Source organism: Polymorphospora sp. A560 (genome assembly GCF_045781765.1).
Lineage (GTDB): Bacteria > Actinomycetota > Actinomycetes > Mycobacteriales > Micromonosporaceae > Polymorphospora > Polymorphospora lycopeni.
This window is the reverse complement of sequence record NZ_CP122282.1, coordinates 2,876,673-2,895,706: the sequence shown is the minus strand read 5'-3', so window position 1 is coordinate 2,895,706 and position 19,034 is coordinate 2,876,673. Positions and strand designations below refer to the sequence as shown.

General features: G+C 72.6%; 16 protein-coding genes. 4 read left to right on the top strand and 12 right to left on the bottom strand.

All coding sequences use genetic code 11. From position 1 onward, the window contains the following. Positions 1-74: 74 nt before the first annotated feature. The 5 genes from QCD66_RS13060 to QCD66_RS13040 all read right to left on the bottom strand — a co-directional run bounded on the left by QCD66_RS13060 (position 75) and on the right by QCD66_RS13040 (position 5,859). Complete coding sequence (locus tag QCD66_RS13060) at positions 75-1,367, bottom strand: hypothetical protein (protein WP_375734880.1); 1,293 nt, start codon at positions 1,365-1,367, stop codon at positions 75-77. A 180-nt stretch (positions 1,368-1,547) separates the two neighbouring features. Further along, positions 1,548-2,201: a 4'-phosphopantetheinyl transferase superfamily protein gene (locus QCD66_RS13055; protein ID WP_364217683.1), complete on the bottom strand. Its 654-nt coding sequence runs from the start codon at positions 2,199-2,201 to the stop codon at positions 1,548-1,550. A gap of 1 nt (position 2,202) precedes the next feature. Further along, entirely contained in the window at positions 2,203-3,027 is an 825-nt protein-coding gene (locus QCD66_RS13050) for a metallophosphoesterase (RefSeq protein WP_364217807.1), read from the bottom strand. Between the two features lie 35 nt (positions 3,028-3,062). Further along, on the bottom strand, positions 3,063-3,497 hold the full coding sequence (locus tag QCD66_RS13045) for a cold shock domain-containing protein (protein WP_357534754.1): 435 nt from the start codon (positions 3,495-3,497) through the stop codon (positions 3,063-3,065). Between the two features lie 52 nt (positions 3,498-3,549). After that, positions 3,550-5,859 (bottom strand): ATP-dependent RecD-like DNA helicase, encoded by a 2,310-nt coding sequence (locus QCD66_RS13040; RefSeq protein WP_375734881.1) that lies wholly within the window; start codon positions 5,857-5,859, stop codon positions 3,550-3,552. A 214-nt stretch (positions 5,860-6,073) separates the two neighbouring features. Here QCD66_RS13040 and QCD66_RS13035 point away from each other — a divergent pair, with 214 nt between their 5' ends. Beyond that, positions 6,074-7,174: a winged helix DNA-binding domain-containing protein gene (locus QCD66_RS13035; RefSeq protein WP_375734882.1), complete on the top strand. Its 1,101-nt coding sequence runs from the start codon at positions 6,074-6,076 to the stop codon at positions 7,172-7,174. A 163-nt stretch (positions 7,175-7,337) separates the two neighbouring features. On the opposite strand, the gene QCD66_RS13030 is transcribed toward QCD66_RS13035, so the two are convergent. The 6 genes from QCD66_RS13030 to pdhA all read right to left on the bottom strand — a co-directional run bounded on the left by QCD66_RS13030 (position 7,338) and on the right by pdhA (position 12,820). After that, a complete protein-coding gene (locus tag QCD66_RS13030) occupies positions 7,338-7,787 on the bottom strand; it encodes a SitI3 family protein (RefSeq protein WP_375734883.1) in 450 nt (149 codons plus the stop codon). A 13-nt stretch (positions 7,788-7,800) separates the two neighbouring features. Beyond that, entirely contained in the window at positions 7,801-8,223 is a 423-nt protein-coding gene (locus QCD66_RS13025; protein ID WP_375734898.1) for a hypothetical protein, read from the bottom strand. A 125-nt stretch (positions 8,224-8,348) separates the two neighbouring features. Further along, the gene (locus tag QCD66_RS13020; protein WP_364217674.1) at positions 8,349-8,876 is read right to left on the bottom strand and encodes a DUF6244 family protein; all 528 of its coding nucleotides are present in this window, start codon (positions 8,874-8,876) and stop codon (positions 8,349-8,351) included. Between the two features lie 193 nt (positions 8,877-9,069). Next, positions 9,070-10,644, bottom strand: coding sequence for a dihydrolipoamide acetyltransferase family protein (locus QCD66_RS13015; RefSeq protein ID WP_375734884.1), 1,575 nt, complete (start codon positions 10,642-10,644; stop codon positions 9,070-9,072). Then, the gene (locus tag QCD66_RS13010; protein WP_364217670.1) at positions 10,641-11,654 is read right to left on the bottom strand and encodes an alpha-ketoacid dehydrogenase subunit beta; all 1,014 of its coding nucleotides are present in this window, start codon (positions 11,652-11,654) and stop codon (positions 10,641-10,643) included. Before QCD66_RS13010 ends, QCD66_RS13015 begins: the two co-directional genes overlap by 4 nt. Then, positions 11,654-12,820 (bottom strand): pyruvate dehydrogenase (acetyl-transferring) E1 component subunit alpha, encoded by a 1,167-nt coding sequence (gene pdhA, locus QCD66_RS13005; protein ID WP_375734885.1) that lies wholly within the window; start codon positions 12,818-12,820, stop codon positions 11,654-11,656. Before pdhA ends, QCD66_RS13010 begins: the two co-directional genes overlap by 1 nt. A 101-nt stretch (positions 12,821-12,921) precedes the next feature. Between pdhA and QCD66_RS13000 the strand changes: the two genes are divergently transcribed. Both QCD66_RS13000 and QCD66_RS12995 read left to right on the top strand, forming a co-directional pair. Next, positions 12,922-13,428, top strand: coding sequence for an Lrp/AsnC family transcriptional regulator (locus QCD66_RS13000; protein ID WP_375734886.1), 507 nt, complete (start codon positions 12,922-12,924; stop codon positions 13,426-13,428). Further along, positions 13,425-14,291, top strand: a complete 867-nt coding sequence (locus QCD66_RS12995) for an NAD-dependent protein deacetylase (protein ID WP_375734887.1) — start codon at positions 13,425-13,427, stop codon at positions 14,289-14,291. The genes QCD66_RS13000 and QCD66_RS12995 overlap by 4 nt, the downstream gene beginning before the upstream one ends. Here the strand turns inward: QCD66_RS12995 and QCD66_RS12990 are convergent. Next, positions 14,288-15,547 carry an ROK family protein gene (locus QCD66_RS12990; protein ID WP_364217663.1) on the bottom strand — a complete coding sequence of 420 codons (1,260 nt, stop codon included), beginning with the start codon at positions 15,545-15,547 and terminating at the stop codon, positions 14,288-14,290. The two genes, QCD66_RS12995 and QCD66_RS12990, sit on opposite strands and share 4 nt — an antisense overlap. 271 nt (positions 15,548-15,818) lie before the next feature. Here QCD66_RS12990 and QCD66_RS12985 point away from each other — a divergent pair, with 271 nt between their 5' ends. Further along, the gene (locus QCD66_RS12985) at positions 15,819-18,998 is read left to right on the top strand and encodes a PQQ-dependent sugar dehydrogenase (RefSeq protein WP_375734888.1); all 3,180 of its coding nucleotides are present in this window, start codon (positions 15,819-15,821) and stop codon (positions 18,996-18,998) included. The last annotated feature ends 36 nt before the right edge of the window (positions 18,999-19,034 follow it).

Below are 19,034 nucleotides of genomic sequence, written 5' to 3'. Positions count from 1 at the left end.
AAACGCTTTGTCCTTGATCGACGCGCCTGCCTCGGCCAAGGTGCCCGCCCGAGGCAGGCACGGAGCCGGAGGGATCAGTCCCAGTCGGCCTGCGGCACGGCGACGACGACGCGGTGGTTGGCGTACTCGGTCTGGGTCCACAGGTAGTCGGCGACGCCCTCGGTGGGGTCGTACCAGTACGACAGGTCCTCCGGCCCGAACGCCCAGGTGTACGACGCGGTCCGGCCGGTGCCGCTGTTCCAGTGCCGCAGCGTGCCGAAGTGCGACGCCACGGTGCCGCCCCGGCAGCCGTTGCTGCTGCCGAACCAGTATTTTCCGTTGTACGCCGCGACGCCCTGCATCTGCCGGTAGCCGGTGTTCCAGGCGGCGGTCGCGGTGACCGTACGCCCGTCGGCGCCGGTCGTCAGCTTCGAGTCGGCGCCGAGCGGGAAGCGGACCAGCCGGGAGGCGGTCGCGGCGGTGGCGGCGTCCTCGGCGTACTCGCCGACGACCAGGGCCCGGTTGGCGGCGGCCGGGCCGCGGTCCACGGTCAGGAACGAGAACCGCAGGTCGTTGGTGCCGGTCGGCCGGACCCGACCCACCTGCGGCATGACGTAGCGGTAGTCGAAGGCGTGGTAGCTGCCGTCCGACTGCCGCCCGACGGCATTGGCGAGCCCGGTCGAGACCTCGTAGATGCGTTCGAAGTCGAAGACCCGGAAGCCGCCCCGGGTGTCGGCGACGTAGAGGTGCTGGCCATACCAGCCGATGCCGCCGGCGTGCAGCGACTCGCCGTTGCTGCTCAGCAGCGGCTTGTACGTCCCCCGCCCGGCACTGTCCACGGTGGGCTCGACCAGCAGCAGGTGGCGGTAGGTGTTGGCGAAGTCGGCGTCCCAGTCGACCAGCGACAGTCGTACGCCCTTGATCGGCAGGCGGGCGGACTGCGGCACCTCGGGGTCGCGCGGGCAGCGCCCGTCGAGGGTCACCCCGGTCCCCTTGTGGTACGCGGCCGAGGCGACCAGTTGGCGTCCGGCGTAGTGGCCGCCGTCGACGGCCTCCCGGGTGGTGGTCAGCCCCTGCGGGTACCACTGGGCGGTGGCGTCGTCACCGTCGTTCCAGCAGAAACCGATCGTGTCGGCGCCGGAGCGGTCCCGCAGCGCCTGCCACGTCGACTGGTTGCACAGCGCGGTGCGGTCCCGGTTGGCCGCGTCCATCACCTGCGGGACGCTGCGCCGCCGCCCGGCCAGCGCGGTGTCCAGCGCGGCCAGCGCCGGTGTGAAGGCGGTGAAATCCTGGTCGAGGGTGAACCTGGCCGGATTCAGCGTCGCCGGGGCGGCCAGGGCGGGGGTGGGCACCGCGAGTGCGGCACCGGTGACCGCCAAAACCGTCACGGCGGCCGCTACAGGTCGAAAACACATCCACGCATCTTAATGCGGGGCGGGCTACTCCCCCCGCCCCGACCGCCCCGCTGATCAGGAGTTGTCGTCCCCGGATCGGGGCGGAATGCCCGAAGCATCCCCTTGATCGCGCCGCGAGTCGCGCCGACGCGGGGCGGGGCGCCGACGCGGGGGTTACGGGAGGACGATCGCGGTGATCAGGAGGCCGTCGGAGATCAGGTAGCGGCCGGTGAAGGTGCTGACCGGGGCGCCGGCAACCACCGGGCCCGGGACCAGCAGCCGGGCGGTGAACGTCTCGGCGTCGGCGTCGAACACGATCTCCGCCTCCTCGAACCCGAGCCACCTGCCGGTCAGCGGGAACCAGGTCTTGTAGACCGACTCCTTGGCGCTGAACAGCAGCCGGTCCCACCAGACCTCTGGGCGGCCCGCGCCGAGTTCGGCGAGGCGCTTGCGCTCCTCCTCGAGCGAGACCGCGTCGAGCACCCCGGACGGCAGGGCCTCGTGCGGTTCGGCGTCGATGCCGACCGAGGCGATGTCACCGGTGCGGGCGAGGGCCGCGGCCCGGTAGCCGGCGCAGTGCGTCATGCTGCCGAGCACCCCGGCCGGCCAGCCGGGCGCGCCCCGCTCGCCGGGTACGATCGGCGCCGCCGGCAACCCGAGGGTGGCGAGCGCGCCGCGGGCGCAGTGCCGGACCGTGGTGAACTCCCGCCGCCGCTTGTCGACGGCGCGGGCGACCGCCGCCTCCTCCTCGGGGAAGAGGACGACGCCCGGCGGATCGTCGAACGCCTCGACGGCCACCACGGTCGACGGCAGGATCCGCTCGATCACGTCACTGTCCTTCGTACGGCAGGATCTGGCGCGGTGCCGGCGGGGTCGGCCCGCGGTGCTTCCACTCCCGCGGGTAGCCGACCGACACCTCCTGGAAGCGCACCCCGTCGTGCCAGGTGGTGCGCGGGATGTGCAGGTGCCCGTAGACCATCGCGGCGGTGCGGTATCGGGTGTGCCAGTCGGCGGTCAGGTCGGTGCCGCACCACTGGGCGAACTCCGGGTAGCGCAGGATCCGGGTCGGCTCGCGGACCAGCGGGTAGTGGTTGACGAACACGATCGGCAGGTCGGGGTGCTCGCGTTCGTCGAGCCGGCGCAGCGTCTCGTCGACCCGCGCCCGGCACCAGTCGTCCCGGGTCGGGTACGGGTCCGGGTGCAGCATGACCTCGTCGGTGCACACGATCCCGGTCTCGTACGCGTACGCCAGCGACTCCCGCTTGTCGCGGGTGTGCTCGGGGCGCCACGTGTAGTCGTAGAGCAGGAACATCGGCACGATCAGCACCGGCCCGCCGGGGCCGTTCCAGATCGGGTACGGGTCTTCGGGCGTGACGACGCCGAGCCGGCGGCACAGCTCGACCAGGTGCTCGTAGCGCTGCACACCCCGGGCCTGCACCGGGTCCTCGCGGGGCGTCCACAGCTCGTGGTTGCCGGGGACCCAGACGACCTTGGCGTAGCGCCGGGCCAGCACGGTCAGCGTCCATTCGACGTCGGCGACCTGCTCGGCGATGTCACCGGCGATGAGCAGCCAGTCGGCGGGCGACTCCGGCCGCAGCCCGGCGACGTGGTCCCGGTTTTCCTGGTAACCGATGTGCAGGTCGCTGATGGCCATCAGCTTGCCCGCCGGGGGCGGGGTGGTCGGCGAGGTCAGGACTCGACCCACCCGTGCGTCTGGGCCAGCCCGGTGACCCGCTGCCGGATCAGCGCGATCTGGCTGCCGGTCAGCGACGGCACCTCGTCGATCAGCAACTCGGTCAGCTCGTTGCGGAACTCGTCGGCGGAGAGGACGTCGCACAGCCCATCGTCGTCTTCGCCGTTCGCCGTCTTTCCGGCGAAGCGGGCCTCGACGGTCTTCGCCACCGCCGGCCGCCGGGGGGTGCGGTCCAGCACCCGGACCGACGACGCCTTGAGCCCCCGCTCGCCCTCCTCGAGGTCGAACTCGACCGCGACCCCGGGGCGGATCAGGTATTTCTCGTCCCGCAGGTCGTTGGCGTGCAGAAAGACGTCTTCCCCGCCGGAATCCGGCGCGATGAACCCGTATCCACGCGTCTCGTCGAATCGCAGAACCTTGCCGACAGCCACCGCTTTGCCACCCACCCTCTACACCCGAACATCCGCATCGGTGCGATACAGCTTAGGGGGTCAGGGCCCGTACCGCGTCCCGGGTCGCGGCGACCGCCGGGTGGCCGGCACCGCCCGGGACACGGCCGAGCCGGTGGTCGAGGGCGGTGTGCCGGCGTCCGGCGCCGACGGTACGCACGGCGGCGGCGAGCGCCCGCCGCGACCCGACCAGTACGACGATCTTCCGGGCCCGGGTGATGGCGGTGTAGAGCAGGTTGCGTTGCAGCATCATCCACGCGCTGGTGGTCAGCGGTACGACGACCGCCGGGTATTCCGAGCCCTGCGAGCGGTGGATCGTCATCGCGTACGCGTGCGACAGTTCGTCGAGTTCGTCGAAGTCGTAGTCGACGAGTTCGTCCTCGTCGGTGCGTACCTGGAGGGTCTGGTCCTCGGTCGACAGGGCGGTGATGACGCCGAGGGTGCCGTTGAAGACCCCGGCCACGCCCTTGTCGTAGTTGTTTCTGATCTGGGTGACCTTGTCGCCGATCCGGAAGATCCGGCCGCCGGAGCGGCGTTCGGGCAGTCCCTCACGGCCCGGGGTCAGCTTCTGCTGGAGCAGTCCGTTGAGGGCGCCGGCGCCGGCCGGGCCACGGTGCATCGGGGTGAGGACCTGGATGTCGCGGCGCGGGTCGAGGCCGAACTTCTTCGGCATCCGCTCGCAGGCGACGTCGACGGCCAGGGTCGCGGTCGCCTCGGTGTCGTCGCACGGGAAGAGGAAGAAGTCGGTCAGCCCCTGGGTGACCGGCGGCCGGCCGGCGTTGATCCGGTGGGCGTTGGTGACCACGCCGGACTGCTGCGCCTGGCGGAAGATCTGGGTCAGCCGTACCCGGGGGACGGGCGCGGCGGCGAGCAGGTCGCGCAGCACCTCGCCGGCGCCGACCGACGGCAACTGGTCGACGTCGCCGACCAGCAGCAGGTGCGCCCCGGGCGGTACGGCCCTGACCAGCTTGTTGGCCAGGATCAGGTCGAGCATCGACGCCTCGTCGACGACCAGCAGGTCGACGTCGAGCGGGTTGTCGCGGTCGAAGCTGGGGTCGCCACCGGGCCGGAGCTGGAGCAGCCGGTGGACGGTGGCGGCCGGGTGCCCGGTCAGGTCGGCGAGCCGTTTCGCCGCCCGGCCGGTCGGCGCGACCAGGGTCACCTTGGCCTTCTTGGCCACGGCGAGGGTGACGATGGAGCGTACGGTGAAGCTCTTGCCGCAGCCGGGACCGCCGGTCAGGACCGCGACCTTCGACGTCAGCGCCAGCCGCACCGCCTGTTCCTGCTCGGGTGCCAGGTCGTTGCCGGTCCGGGTACGCAGCCAGGCCAGCGCCCGGTCCCAGTCGACGTCGGCGAAGGCGGGCATCCGGTCGGCGCGGTCACGCAGCAGCCGGGTCAGGGTGCCGGCCAGTGACGTCTCGGCCCGGTGGAACGGCACCAGGTAGACGGCGTCGACCGGCCCGCCGTCGGGTCCGGGGACCGGCTCGCGGACCACGCCCTCCTCGGCGACCAGGTCGTCGAGGCAGCCGGTGACGAGGTCGGCGGGTACGTCGAGGATCTTCGCGGCGTCGGTGACCAGGTCGGGCGCGGGCAGGTAGCAGTGCCCGTCGTCGGTCGCCTCGGACAGCGTGTACTGCAGGCCGGCCTTGACCCGCTGCGGGCTGTCGTGCGGGATGCCGACCGCCCGGGCGATGGTGTCGGCGGTCTTGAAGCCGATCCCCCACACCTCGGCCGCCAGCCGGTACGGGTCGTCGCGGACGACCGCGATCGACTCGTCGGCGTACTTCTTGTAGATGCGTACGGCCAGCGAGGTGGAGACGCCGACCCCCTGAAGGAAGATCATCACCTCCTTGATCGCCTTCTGTTCCTCCCACGCGGCGATGATCTTCGCGGTGCGTTTCGGGCCGAGTCCCGGCACCTCGACCAGCCGGGCCGGGGCCTGCTCGATCACGTCGAGGGTGTCGAGTCCGAAGTGGTCGACGATCCGCTCGGCGAAGACCGGACCGATCCCCTTGATCAGGCCCGATCCGAGGTAGCGACGCAGCCCCTGCACCGTGGCCGGCAGCACCGTCGTGTACGACTCGATCTCGAACTGGCGGCCGTACTTCGGGTGGCTCGACCAGCGGCCGACCAGCCGCAGGCTCTCCCCCGGCTGCGCGCCGAGCAGCGCCCCGACCACGGTCAGCAGGTCGGCGCCGCGGCCGGTGGCGACCCGGGCGACGGTGTAACCGGTCTCCTCGTTGACGTATGTGAACCGCTCCAGCACCGCCTCCAGCACGGCCCCGCGCGGCGGGCCGGCCGGCGGGGCGGAGGATCCGGACGTACGGGGCGGCGACGTGGTCACGGCGACATGCTGCCGGCTACCCCTGACATCCGCCAAGCCGATGCCGCCCACCGGCGCACGGGCCACGGGGTGCCGGCCTCGTTCCCGGCCGGGGCCGTGCCGGGATCTTCGGGCATGATTCCGGGGTCACCCGGAAAAGCGGTCAGATCCTGTCCGCTTCCGCTGCGAGGCTTGTCCTCGTGCCAGCCGACGAGAACGACCACGAGGACGCGCGATGACCGTACTGGACACCAGGGCGCTCAACCGCGCGACACTCGCCCGGCAGGTGCTGCTCGACCGCGCCGACCTGCCCGTACACGACGCCGTCGCGCACCTCTGCGGCCTCCAGGCACAGGAACCGCAGGAACCGTTCGTCGGGCTCTGGTCACGGCTGCGCGCGTTCGACCCGGCGGACCTCTCGGAACTGCTGACCGGACGGCGCGTGGTGCGGGTCCACCTCATGCGCCGCACCGTCCACCTCGTCACCGCGCAGGACGCCCTGGCCTGGCGGGCCCGGCACGCCGCCATGCTGCGCCAGCAGGTGCTCGGCGTCTACCGCCGCGAACTCGACGGGATCGATCTCGACGAACTCGCCGCGGCGGGCCGGGCGGTGCTGGCCGACGGCGAGCCCCGCTCGATGGCCGAGGTCGTACGGGTGCTCGCCGGGCGCTGGCCGACACCGGGCCACCGGGCCCTGGGTGAGATGGTCGTCGCCGCCCTCGTACCGGTGGCGCAGATGCCGCCGCGCGGGCTGTGGCGTACGAAGGCGGGAGTACGCAACGTACTGCTCTCCTCGTGGCTCGGGCGCGAGATCGATCCACTGGCGCAGGACGGCACCGATCCGGTCGGCGAGGCGCTGGTACGGCGCTACCTCGCCGCGTACGGCCCGGCGACCGCCGGCGACCTGCGCGCCTGGTGCGGCCTGGCCGGGCTGCCGGCCGCGGTGGCCGCGATCCGCGAGGAGCTGGTGACCTTCCGCGACGAGCGCGGACGCAAACTGCTCGACCTGCCCGACGCACCGCGCCCCGACCCCGACACGCCGGCCCCGGTGCGGTTCCTGCCCGCGTTCGACAACGCGATCCTCGGCTACCAGGACCGCAGCCGGATCATCGACGACGTCCACCGGGGGCTGTCGGTGGCCGGCGAGCGCGTCGTTCTGGTCGACGGCCGGGTCGCCGCCACCTGGACCGTCGAGGCGGGCACCGTGGTCGTCACCCCGCTACGCCGCTTCTCGCGGGCCGACCGCACCGCCGTCGGCGAGCAGGGGCGGGAGGTGGCGGCGTTCCTGTCCGACGACGAGAGCCACCGGGTACGGGTCGCCGCCTCTCCCGCGTGAGCGGCACCCCGCTCGGCTTCCCGTCGCGGCAACTGTGCGACCGCACCGCCACGTGTCACCCGCAACCACTTCCTTGACGTCGGGAAGTGGCCACTCGTCGAATTGTCGCCGCAGCGCCTCCAGGTCGCCGGCCCAGTCGGACAGGTTCAGCCTCGGACGCTCATCAGTAGCGGAAATTACGGAAGTCCGTTTCCTCCCACTCCTCCTGGTTGTGTTTGTGGAGCACGCCCCCGACCCGGGTCAGCAGGAGAACGTCGTTGTTCACCAGAAGTGCCGCATCCTCCGCCGTGCCACCGAGCACCTTGGCCACCGTCCCCAGCATGTTGGGCCTACCCAGGTCGCTCAGGGTGTCCTTGCGCATGTGGAAGGCGAGTTCGACATATTCTTCCGGCTCCCACAGCCACCGGGTACCGCGGTCGGCCCGAGCCTCGTAATAGCCCTGCCGCCCGCCGTAGATGGTCACCGAATACCCGTCCCGTTCGGGCTGCCCACCGGCCAGAAGGCGCCCGTACCCGGTCCGGGCCGGCCGCTCCGCGACCGTCACGGCGGCCAGTTCACCGACCCGTTCCAACGGCATGTCCGTCGCCAGGGCCAACAGATAATCGATCGACACAACCAATCTCTCCTCAGTCCGTCCGCAGGATCTGCACGATCGAACCATCCCGTTTCACTGCGACCACTTCCTTGAGATCGACCACAGGCCAGTCATCGAACTGTCTTTGCAGGTCGACCAGACGACCGCGCCAGTCCGCGAGATGGACTGCCACACGCTGGGTCTGTTCCTCCCTGACCTTCCTGACCACTGCAGTCCAGACACCCCGAACGGAGGTTTCGGCCTCCGGGGCATAACAGTCGAAGACATGCCCTTCGACCAGGTAGTCGGGTGCCTTCTCCGGATTACCGGTGTCCCCGGTACTTCGTCGGGCCTCCGCGACCGCCACCCGCGTCGGGTTCTGGTGGACCAGGTAGCCCCGATCGGCCAAGACATCGGCGCACTCGTTTTCCAGTTCGTACGAACGCCGTTCCCGCGGTTTCTCCTTCGGAGAGATGCTGGTACGGGGACCGGTCGGTTTGCCGCCGGGAACGCCGGTTGCCGGCCGGGACCACGGCACCCCGGCGGCCGGGTGTGGAGTCGAGCCGGCAGGGCTGGCCGGTGTGGGTCCGCCAGCCCCGGTCAGTTTCCCGCCGCGCCCAGCCGCCGGGCCTCCGCGATCGCCGCCGCCACCTGCTCGCCGGCGGTGGCGACACGCTGGCCGAGCTGGCCCAGCACCTCCCGGATGCCGCCCAGCGCCGACAGCAGCGGACCGGGGTCGCCGCCACGCAGGACCATCGCGACCAGTCGCTGCGCCTCGCCGACCTGGCCGGCGGTGGCGGTCACCGCGTCGCGGGCGGTGGCCAGTTCCCCCTGCACCGACCCCAGTACCGAGATCGTCTCCTCGGAGGAGGCCTGCCGTGGTACGGCCGCGCAGGCCGTCGCCGCCTGGCCGAACGTTTTCCCGATGCCGGACAAGCCACTCTGGATACTGCCGATCGTGGACCGTACCTGCGCCATGCCGGCCGCGACCGCGATGAACCCGGCGGCGGTGGCCCGTACGGCCGCCTCCTGCGCCCGGTTGTCGGCCGTCGCGGCCAGGTTGTGCGCCGCCTCGACCCCCGCTGCCAGAGCCCGCAGCTCATCAGTGATCTTCTCGACCTGCGACACGCGATCCACCCCCGACGGTTCCAGCCTCCGGGCTACAACGTATCCGGCGACACCCGCCCCGTCTCGCGCCGCGCCCCGTCTCGCGGGGCGCGGCCGCGGTGATCGTCTGCTGTTCCGCAGCCTCGGGCACGGCGTGCCGAACGGCGGAACAGCAGACGATCTTCAGGGGCCGGGCGGGCCGGCCCCGTCCGGGTCAGACGTTGGCGATCAGGACCGCCGGTTGTTCGACGCAGTCGGCGACGAAACGCAGGAAGCCGCCGGCCACACCACCGTCGCAGACCCGGTGGTCGAACGTGAGGCTGAGCTGGCCGACCTTGCGTACGGCCAACTGCCCGTCGACCACCCACGGCTTGTCGACGATGCGGCCGACGCCGAGCAGCGCCGCCTCCGGGTGGTTGATGATCGGCGTCGAACCGTCCACACCGAACACCCCGTAGTTGTTCAGCGTGAACGTGCCGCCGGTCAGCCGCGCCGGCGGCAGCGTGCCGGCCCGCGCGTCGGCCGTCGTACGCGCCAGTTCGGCCGCGAGTTCCGTCGTGGTCATCCGGTGGGCGTCGGCGATCACCGGCACGACCAGCCCACGGTCGGTCTGCGCGGCGATGCCGAGGTGCACCCGGCCGGAGCGGACGATCTCGCCACGCCCGGTGTCGACGCGCGAGTTCAGGTCCGGGTAGCGCCGCAGCCCGGCCAGGCAGACCCGGGCCAGCAGCGCGAGTACGCTCACCGGCTGCTCCGGGTTCGCCGCGTTGATCGCCGCCCGGGTGTCGAGCAGGCCGGTCGCGTCGACGTCGACCCAGATGGTGACGTCGGGGATCTCCCGCCGGCTGCGGGACAGCTTGTCGGCGACCGCCTTGCGTACCCCACGCAGCGGAACGACCACGTCGTCGTCCTCCGCCGCCCCGGAAACGGCCGCGACGGCGGGCGCGGCTGCGGGCGCCGGGGCCGGGGCCGAGGGGGCTGCCGCCAACACGGTCGAAGACGACGCCGCGGTCGACGCCTCCTCGACGTCGGCCCGGCGGACGATGCCACCCGGCCCCGTGCCGCGCACCGTGGTCAGGTCGATGCCGTGTTCCCGCGCCAGCCGCCGCACCAGCGGCGAAATCACCAACGCCGCACCGCCCCCCGCCGCACCAGCCCCCGCCCCGACCGAAGCCGCGCCGACCCTCACCGCCCCAGCCCCCGCCGCGTCGATCGAGGAGAAGTTGTGGCCGGGAGCGGACGAATCCCCCACGATTTCCCCTTGATCAACGCGCGGCCCGGCGCTCGACCCCATGCGCGGCGCGGTGCTCGGCCCAGCGCTCGCCCCCGCGCGAAACCCGGCGCTCGACCCCACGCCCGCCCCGGCGCCCGCCCCGACGGGGGGCGTGCCGACGCGGCGACGGCGGCGGGTGTTCGGGGCGTGGCCGGTGCCGTAGCCGATCAGGACGTTGCCGGACCCGGCCCGTTCCTGTTCCCGGTACGCCGCGTGGCCGGGCGGCTCGGGCCGCCCGTCGCCCGGCAGTCCGGCGTCCGGTGATCCGCCGGCCACGTCGAGCGGGGCGATGGTGACCAGCGGCTGGCCGACCGGCCGGCTCTCCCCCGCCGTCCCGTGCAGGGCGACGACCCGGCCGGCGTACGGGCACGGCACGTCGACGACCGCCTTGGCCGTCTCGACCTCGACGACGATCTGGTCCACGGTGACGGTGTCGCCGACCGCGACCCGCCACGAGACGATCTCCGCCTCGGTCAGCCCCTCCCCCAGGTCCGGCAGGTTGAAGACGCGGCTCATGCCGCCACCGCCGGCAGCCAGCGGGTGTCGGGGCGGTCGTCCCACTGCAGGCGGGCCACCGCGTCGAGCACCCGGTCGACGCCGGGCAGGTGGACGTGCTCCAGCTTCGGCGCCGGGTACGGGATGTCGAGTCCGCTGACCCGCAGCACCGGGGCGTGCAGCGAGTGGAAGCAGCGTTCCTGGACCCTGGCCGCGATCTCGGCGCCGACGCCGGCGAAGCCCTGCGCCTCCTGGATGACGACGCAGCGGCCGGTGCGGCGTACCGAGGCGGTCACCGTCTCGTCGTCGAACGGCACCAGGGTGCGGCAGTCGACGACCTCGAGGTCCCAGCCCTCGGCGACCGCCGCCTCCGCGGCCTCGAGCGCGACCGGCAGCGACGGGCCGTACGCGATCAGGGTGGCGTCGCGGCCGGGCCGGCGGACGACGGCGGTCCCGAACGGCTCGGCCCGGACCGGCAGGTCGGCGTCGGCGCTGGCGAAGTAGAGCTTCTTCGGTTCGAGGAACACCACCGGGTCCGGGTCGGCGATCGCCTCGCGCAGCAGCGAGTACGCGTCGGCGACGGTGGCCGGGGTGACGACCTTCAGCCCCGGCGTGTGGGCGTAGTACGCCTCGCTGGAGTCGCAGTGGTGTTCGACGCCGCCGATGCCGCCGGCGTACGGGACCCGGATGACGATCGGGACGCTCAGCGCGCCACGGGTCCGGTTACGGATCTTGGCGACGTGCGAGGCGATCTGCTCGAACGCCGGGTAGGCGAACGCGTCGAACTGCATCTCGACGACCGGCCGCAGGCCGGACATGGCCATGCCGACGGCGAAGCCGACAATGCCGGCCTCGGCGAGCGGGGTGTCGAAGCACCGCTCCTCGCCGAAGTCGGCGAGGAGCCCGTCGGTGATCCGGAAGACGCCGCCGAGCTGGCCGACGTCCTCGCCGAAGACGACAACGCGTTCGTCGTCGGCCATCGCGTCGCGCAGCGCGGCGTTGAGCGCCTTGGCCATGGTGAGCTTCGCCATCAGCGCTCCCCCTCACCGGCGAGTTCGGCCTCGGCCGCGAGTTCCGCGCGGACCTGCTCGCGCTGCTCGCGCAACTGCGGCGTCGGTTCGGCGTAGACGTGGTCGAAGAGGCTGAGCGGGTCGACGGCCGGTTCCTCGGCCATCCGGGTACGCAGGTCGGCGGCGTACGCCTCGGCCCGGTCGTGCACGGCCGCCACCGCGGCGTCGTCGAGGGCGCCGACGCCCCGCAGGTACGTCTCCAGCCGGGCGATCGGGTCGCGCCCGAGCCAGGTCTCGACCTCGTCGCCGGTGCGGTAGCGGGCGGCGTCGTCGGCGTTGGTGTGCGGCTCGATCCGGTAGGTGTGCGCCTCGACGAGGTAGGGGCCGCGGCCGGCGCGGGCGTGCGCGACGGCGGCGTTCACGACCGACAGGACGGCGAGCGGGTCGTTGCCGTCGACCTGCTCGGCGGGTACGCCGTACCCGACGCCCTTGTGGGCCAGCGACGGGGCGGCGGTCTGCTTCGACAGCGGGACGCTGATCGCGTACTTGTTGTTCTGCACGAAGAAGACGACGGGTGCCTTGAAGACGGCGGCGAAGTTGACCGCCTCGTGGAAGTCGCCCTCGCTGGTGGCGCCGTCGCCGATGAAGACCAGCGCGACGGTGTCGCGGCCCTGCCGGGCCTCGCCGTACGCCAGGCCGGCGGCGTGCACGGTCTGGGTGGCGAGCGGGGTGCACTGCGGCGCGGTGCGGTGCGCGGCCGGGTCGTAGCCGCAGTGCCAGTCGCCGCGCAGCAGGGTCAGCACCTCGACCGGGTCGATGTCGCGGGACACCAGCGCCATCGACTCGCGGTAGGTGGGGAACATCCAGTCGGTGGGGCGCAGCGCCAGGACCGCGCCGACCTGGCAGGCCTCCTGGCCGCGTGACGACGGGTAGACGGCGAGCCGGCCCTGCTTGGTCAGCGCGGTGCACTGGACGTCGAAGCGGCGGCCGACCACCATCCGGCGGTGTAGTTCGACGAGCTTCGCGACGTCCGGCTGGTCGCCGGTGGGGCCGACGAGGGCGCCGGTCTCGTCGAGCAGGCGTACGGGCTCGGGGCTGGGCAGCAGGGCGGCGGCGGGGTCGGGCCGCTTGACCGTACGGCGGCTGCGCGGGGTTGTCCCGCGGACCGCCTGTCGTGTCGTCGTCACAGGGACCTCCTGGGTCGGCGTGGGCCTATGCTCACGCTGTCGGATGATTGCCTCAACCTCGCCGGAAAACGCGGGACGGATGACCGACGGGAGCCCCCTCGATGAGCCAGATGTCCGCAGATGAGAGCCAGGTCACCGCGGCACCGGGACGAACGGCACGTCCGCCGGACGACGTCGACCGGCGGCTGCTGGACGCGCTGGTCCGCGACGGCCGGGCGTCGATCCGTACCCTCGCCGAGCGGCTGCACATCTCCCGGACCAACGCGTACGCCCGGGTCGAGCGGCTGGTCCGCGACGGAGTGATCACCGGCTTCCACGCCCGGGTGGCGCCGGAGCCGGCCGGGCTGGGCACGTCGGCGTACATCGCGCTGCGGATCGAGCAGAACACCTGGCGGGAGGTGTCGGCGGCGCTGGCCCGGGTGCGTTACGTCGAGCACGCCGCGCTGCTCGGCGGCGACCACGACGTGCTGGTGCTGGTCCGGGCGCCGGACAACGCCGCGCTGCGCGACCTGGTCCTGGGCCGGGTGCAGGGCATCCCGGGTGTGCTGTCGACGACGACCTGGCTGGTCTTCGACGAGTTCGACGGCGTCGACACCCCGTGGACGTGAGGCAGCATGGAAGCGTGAGCGAACCGATCGACGCCCTGGCGAAGCTGGTGGGGACCGGCGACGTCGTCGTCCTCAGCGGGGCGGGCCTGTCCACCGAGTCCGGCATCCCGGACTACCGGGGGCCGAGCGGGGTGGCCCGCCGGCACACCCCGATGACCTACCAGACCTTCACCGGCGACCCGGACGCCCGGCGGCGCTACTGGGCGCGTAGCCACCTCGGCTGGCGGACGATCGCCCGTGCCGCCCCGAACGCCGGGCACCGGGCGGTCGCCGACCTGGAGCGTGCCGGCCTGCTCACCGGGATCGTGACCCAGAACGTCGACGGGCTGCACCAGGCCGGCGGTGCCCGGTCGGTGGTCGAACTGCACGGCAACCTGGACCGGGTGGTCTGCCTCGGCTGCGGCGCGGCCGGCCCGCGCGAGGAACTCGACCGGCGGCTGCGGGCGGCCAACCCCGGGTTCGCCGGGCAGGCGCTGGCCGTCAACCCGGACGGTGACGTCGAGTTGGGCGACGACGACGTGGCCCGGTTCCGCACCGTCGACTGTGCCGGCTGCGCCGGCGGGATGCTCAAACCCGACGTGGTGTTCTTCGGTGAGACGGTGCCGCCGGGCCGGGTCCGGGACTGCTTCGAGCTGGTGGAGAAGGCCCGGTTGCTGCTGGTGCTGGGTTCGTCGTTGACGGTGATGTCCGGCCGCCGGTTCGTGATCCGGGCCGACAAGCTCGGCATCCCGGTGGCGATCGTCAACCAGGGACCGACCCGGAGCGACGGGTGCGCCAGGCTGGCGGTCGACGCGCCCCTCGGTGCCGTACTGCCGGAACTGGTCCGCCGGGTGGCCGCGACCGCCTGCCTGCCCGGACGCTAGACCACGGCGTGGATCTTGTCGGCGTGCTCCAGCGGGGTGGCGGCGTCGATCCAGAGTCCCAGCCGGCGCCGGGAGAAGAGCTTGTCGGCAGCCATGAAGGCGGCACCGGCCAGGCCGGCGCGGTCGCCGAGCAGGGACAGTTCGATCCGCAGGCCGCGGGTGGCCAGCGGTAGCGCGTACTGGTAGACGGCCTGCCGGACGGCGGCCAGCAGCGGATCCCCGGCGGTGGCCAGGCCGCCGCCGATCAGCACCAGGTCGGGGTTGTGGGAGTTGACCAGGCCGGCCACCATCACCCCGACCCACCCGCCCGCGCGGCCGATCAGGTCGGCGCTGGCCGGGTCACCGGCAGCGGCGGCGGCGATGACGTCGGTGGCCCGGATCTCGCCGGCGGCCGTGTGCGCGGCCGCCAGCCGCGGGCTGCGGCCGTCCGCCGCCGCCTGCGCGCCGTCCCTGGCCAGCGCCCGGCCACTGGCCAGGGCGGAGAGGCAGCCGGTGTTGCCGCACCAGCAGCGCGTCGCGGACGTGGGGTCGACCCGGATGTGCCCGACCTCGCCCGCCGCGCCCCGCGCGCCGCGGTGCAGCCGGCCGTCGCAGATCAGGCCGGCGCCGATGCCGGTGCCGACCTTGACCAGGATCAGGTCGCGGCAGCCCCGGCCGAGACCGGCCCGCAGTTCGCCCAGGGCCATCAGGTTGCACTCGTTGTCGGCCCAGACCGGTACGCCGTACCGGCGGGCGAGCCGGTCACGGACCGGGTAGCCGCCCCAGTCGACCAGGACCGGCAGCCGGGCGGGTGCGCCGGTCGCCGCGTCGACCGGCCCGAGCACCCCGATCCCGGCGGCCCACACCCGTGGCGCGCCGGCCGGGCGCCGGGCGAGCAGTTCGTCGAGGAGTTCCTCGACCCGGCCGAGCACGGCATCGGGTCCGTCGGACATGCGGGCCGGTTCGTGCCGCTCGTCCAGGAGGTGGCCGGCGAGGTCGGTCGTGCCGACGCTGATGCTGGTCGCCCCCAACTGGGCCACCAGCAGGTGCCCGGCGTCGGCGTGGAACCGCAGTTCGCGCGGTGCCCGGCCGCCGGTGGACGGCCCGTAGTCGCCCTCGGCGACGAGCCCGGAGTCGGCCAGTTGGACCACCCGCTGGGTGACGACCTTGCGGCCGAGTCCGGTGCGCTGCACAAGTTCCGGTCGGGTGCGCGCGCCCCGCCGTACGAGGTCGAGCACTGCCACGAGCGTGTCCAGTTGCTCCGACGGTGGTGCCATCGCTCTGTTGCCCCCGAGTGTGACGCCGGACGACGACCGGAGGGTCGTCGGCTCCGTCGGCTCCGTCCTGACGAGGGTACGGCGTCGCGAGATGCCGGGCCGCTGCCTGTTTACACGACCGAGAACTTCTCCTACATTGATCATCACTTTGGTTCTTCACGAACCAAAGTCAGTTCGAAAGGAACCTTACTTTTCGCATCGGCGTCCCTGCGAGGAGTCCGGATCCCGGCGTGGCACCCGGGATCGCCCCCTTCCCCTCGATCGGAGAGCCATGCCCGGACGACGCCGCCTACTGGCGGCCCTGACCACGTCATTCCTGCTCGCGGCCCTGCTGCCGGCCGCCGCGACCGCCCACCCCGGCCCGCACGACGACCCGCCGCCACCCGACGAGCGCTTCCAGAAGGTGCTGCTGGAGAACACCGGACTGACCCAGCCGATGCGGCTCTCCGTCGCCCCCGACGGCCGCGTCGTCTACATCGAGCGCGACGGCCGGGTGAAGGTCTGGGATCCGCGGACCCGCAACTCGGTGGTCGCGGGTTCCGTACCGGTCCGGGTCACCGGCGAACTCGGCATGGTCGGCCTCGCCCTGGCCCGCGACTTCGCGCAGACCGGCCACCTCTTCCTGCACTTCTCTCCCCCGGAGTGGGACACCACCTGGATCTCCCGGGTGTCGCGGTTCACCCTCGGCGCAGACAACACGATCGATCCGGCCTCCGAGAAGCTGGTCATCGACATCCCGCACCCACGCGGGGTGGGCGGCGGGCACAGCGCCGGTGACCTGCTCGCCACCGAGGACGGCTACCTCTTCATCGCCACCGGCGACAACACGAGTTGCTGCGCCTCGCGCGGCTTCCCCGGCACCGACGAGCGGCCCGGCCAGGCGAACGGCGACGCCCAGCGTACGTCCGCGAACACCAACGACCTCAACGGCAAGATCCTGCGCATCGTCCCGAAGGCCGACGGCGGCTACGACATCCCGGAGGGCAACCTCTTCCCGGTCGGCACCGAGAAGACCCGCCCCGAGATCTACGCGATGGGCTTCCGCAACCCGTTCACCATCGGCGACTGGGACCCGGCGACCGGCCGGCTCTGGATGGCCGACTACGGCCCCGACGCCGTGCTGCCCGACCCCGAGCGCGGCCCCGCCGGACACGTGCAGGTCTTCCTGATGGACGGCCCCGGCAACTACGGCTGGCCGTACTGCACGATGAACAAGGTCCCGTACAACGACTGGAACTACGTCGAGGACGAGCCCGGCCCGTGGTTCGACTGCGACGCCCCGGTCAACGACTCGCCGAACAACACCGGCCTGGTGAACCTGCCGCCGATCAAGGGATCGACGATCTACTACACGTACGACAAGCAGGAGTACTTCCCCGAACTGTTCGGCGGCGGCGCGATGGCCGGCCCGATGTACCACTACGACGCCGACAACCCGTCGACCACCAAGTTCCCGGAGTGGTTCGACGGCCGCCGGTTCCTCTACGACTGGACCACCGACTGGATCCAGACGACCGGCCTCGACGCGCAGGGTGCGCCGTACCAGATGCACGAGCTGCTGCCCGACCTCGACTTCCGCAAGCCGATGGACATGGAGTTCGGCCCGGACGGCAGTCTCTACCTGCTGGAGTACGGCAACGGGTGGGGCGCCAGCAACGACGACGCCGGCATCTACCGGATCGACCACGTCGAGGGCAACCGGGCGCCGCTGGTGAACACGTCGCTGAGCGCCGACTCGGGCGCGCTGCCGCTGACCGTACGCTTCGACGCGTCCGCCTCCACGGACCCCGACGGCGACGCGCTGACCTACGCCTGGGACTTCGACGGCGACGGCACCGCCGACGCCGCCGGCCCGGTGGCGACGCACACCTACACCACCGCCGGCGAGTTCCAGCCCCGGGTGACCGTACGCGACGCGGGCGGCGCGGAGTCGATCGCCAACCTGTCCGTGGTCGCCGGCAACACCCGGCCGGTCGTCACCATCGAGACGCCCGCCGACGGCGGCTGGGCCGAGTTCGGCGAGAACCTGCCGTTCAGGGTCAGGGCCACCGACGCCGAGGAGGGCGCCGTCGACTGCACGAAGATCAAGGTGGCGTACCAGCTCGGCCACAACAGCCACGGGCACCCGATGGCCGAGGCCACCCCGAACGCCGACTGCACCGGCGTGCTGGTGCCCGGCCGGGACGCCTCGCACGGTCCCGGCGCGTACGTCTTCCACGTGCTGGAGGCCAGCTACACCGACGGCGGCGGGGTGGCCGGCGCCCCCGCGCTGACCGGCTCCGGCGACATCGTCCTGCACCCGCGCCAGTACGCCGCCTCGACGTACCAGAAGGGCGAGGGCGTCGGCCTCTACACCGGGCAGCTCTTCGTCCCCGGCACCGGCAACTGGTTCATGTTCCCCCGGATCAACGTCGCGGGGATCACCCACCTCAACGTCGAGTTCGCCACCCGCCTGCCCGGGGTCAACCTGACCGTCCGGGCCGGCTCGCCGACCGGGCCGGTGGTGGCCACCTTCTCCAACGTGCCCGGCACCGGATCCACCTCGCTGTCCAGCCGGGTCTACAAGTGGTCCGGCACCCCGGTGCGCAACCCCGGCGGCGTGCACGACCTGTACTTCGTCGCCGACTGGACCGGCCAGACCCAGCCGGAACTGTTCGTCCGGGGCATCCAGTTCCAGACCACGCCGGCGGTGACCGCGACGGTGTCCCCACAGGAGCCGACCGCCGGCTGGTACACCGGCGACGTCACGCTGACGTACGCCGGACTGACCACCGGACTGTGGACCGGGCAGCACTCCGTCGACGGCGGTACCACCTGGGTCGACGCGGCCGCCGACGGCACCGCCACCATCGGCGACGTCAAGGGCCAGGTGCTCTACCGGGCCGTCGACCGGGCCGGCAACACCAGCAGGCAGCGTTCGCTGTGGCTGCGGGTCGACAGGACCGGCCCGACGGTCGACGTCACCGGGATCACCGACGGTGCGTCGTACGGCAACTCCGGCACCCTGACCCCGGACTGGACGGTCACCGACGTCACCTCCGGCGTCGCCGGCAACACCAACCTGGCCCGCCTCGACGACCGCGAGGTCCGGCGGGGCCGCGCGATCCGGCTGGCCGACCTCGCGCCGGGCGACCACACCCTGGTCGTCACCGCCACCGACCGGGCCGGCAACACCACCACGAGGACGGTCCGGTTCACCACCACCACGTCCGTCGAAGACCTGCGGGCGCTGGTCGACGGCTACGCGGCCGCCGGCACCATCTCCGCCACCAGGGCGGGACAGCTCACCGGCAGCCTCGACCGGGTGGCGACCGCGCTGGCCGCCGGTGACCGGGCCGGGGCGGTCGCCGCCCTGGACACCTTCCTCAACCAGGCCAACACCCTCAACGCCCCCGGGCCACGGGCGCAACTCGTCCGCGACGCCCAGGTGCTGATCGTCGAGATCCGCTGAGCGAGGCGCGGGCCGGCCCGGGCGGGCCGGCCCGCG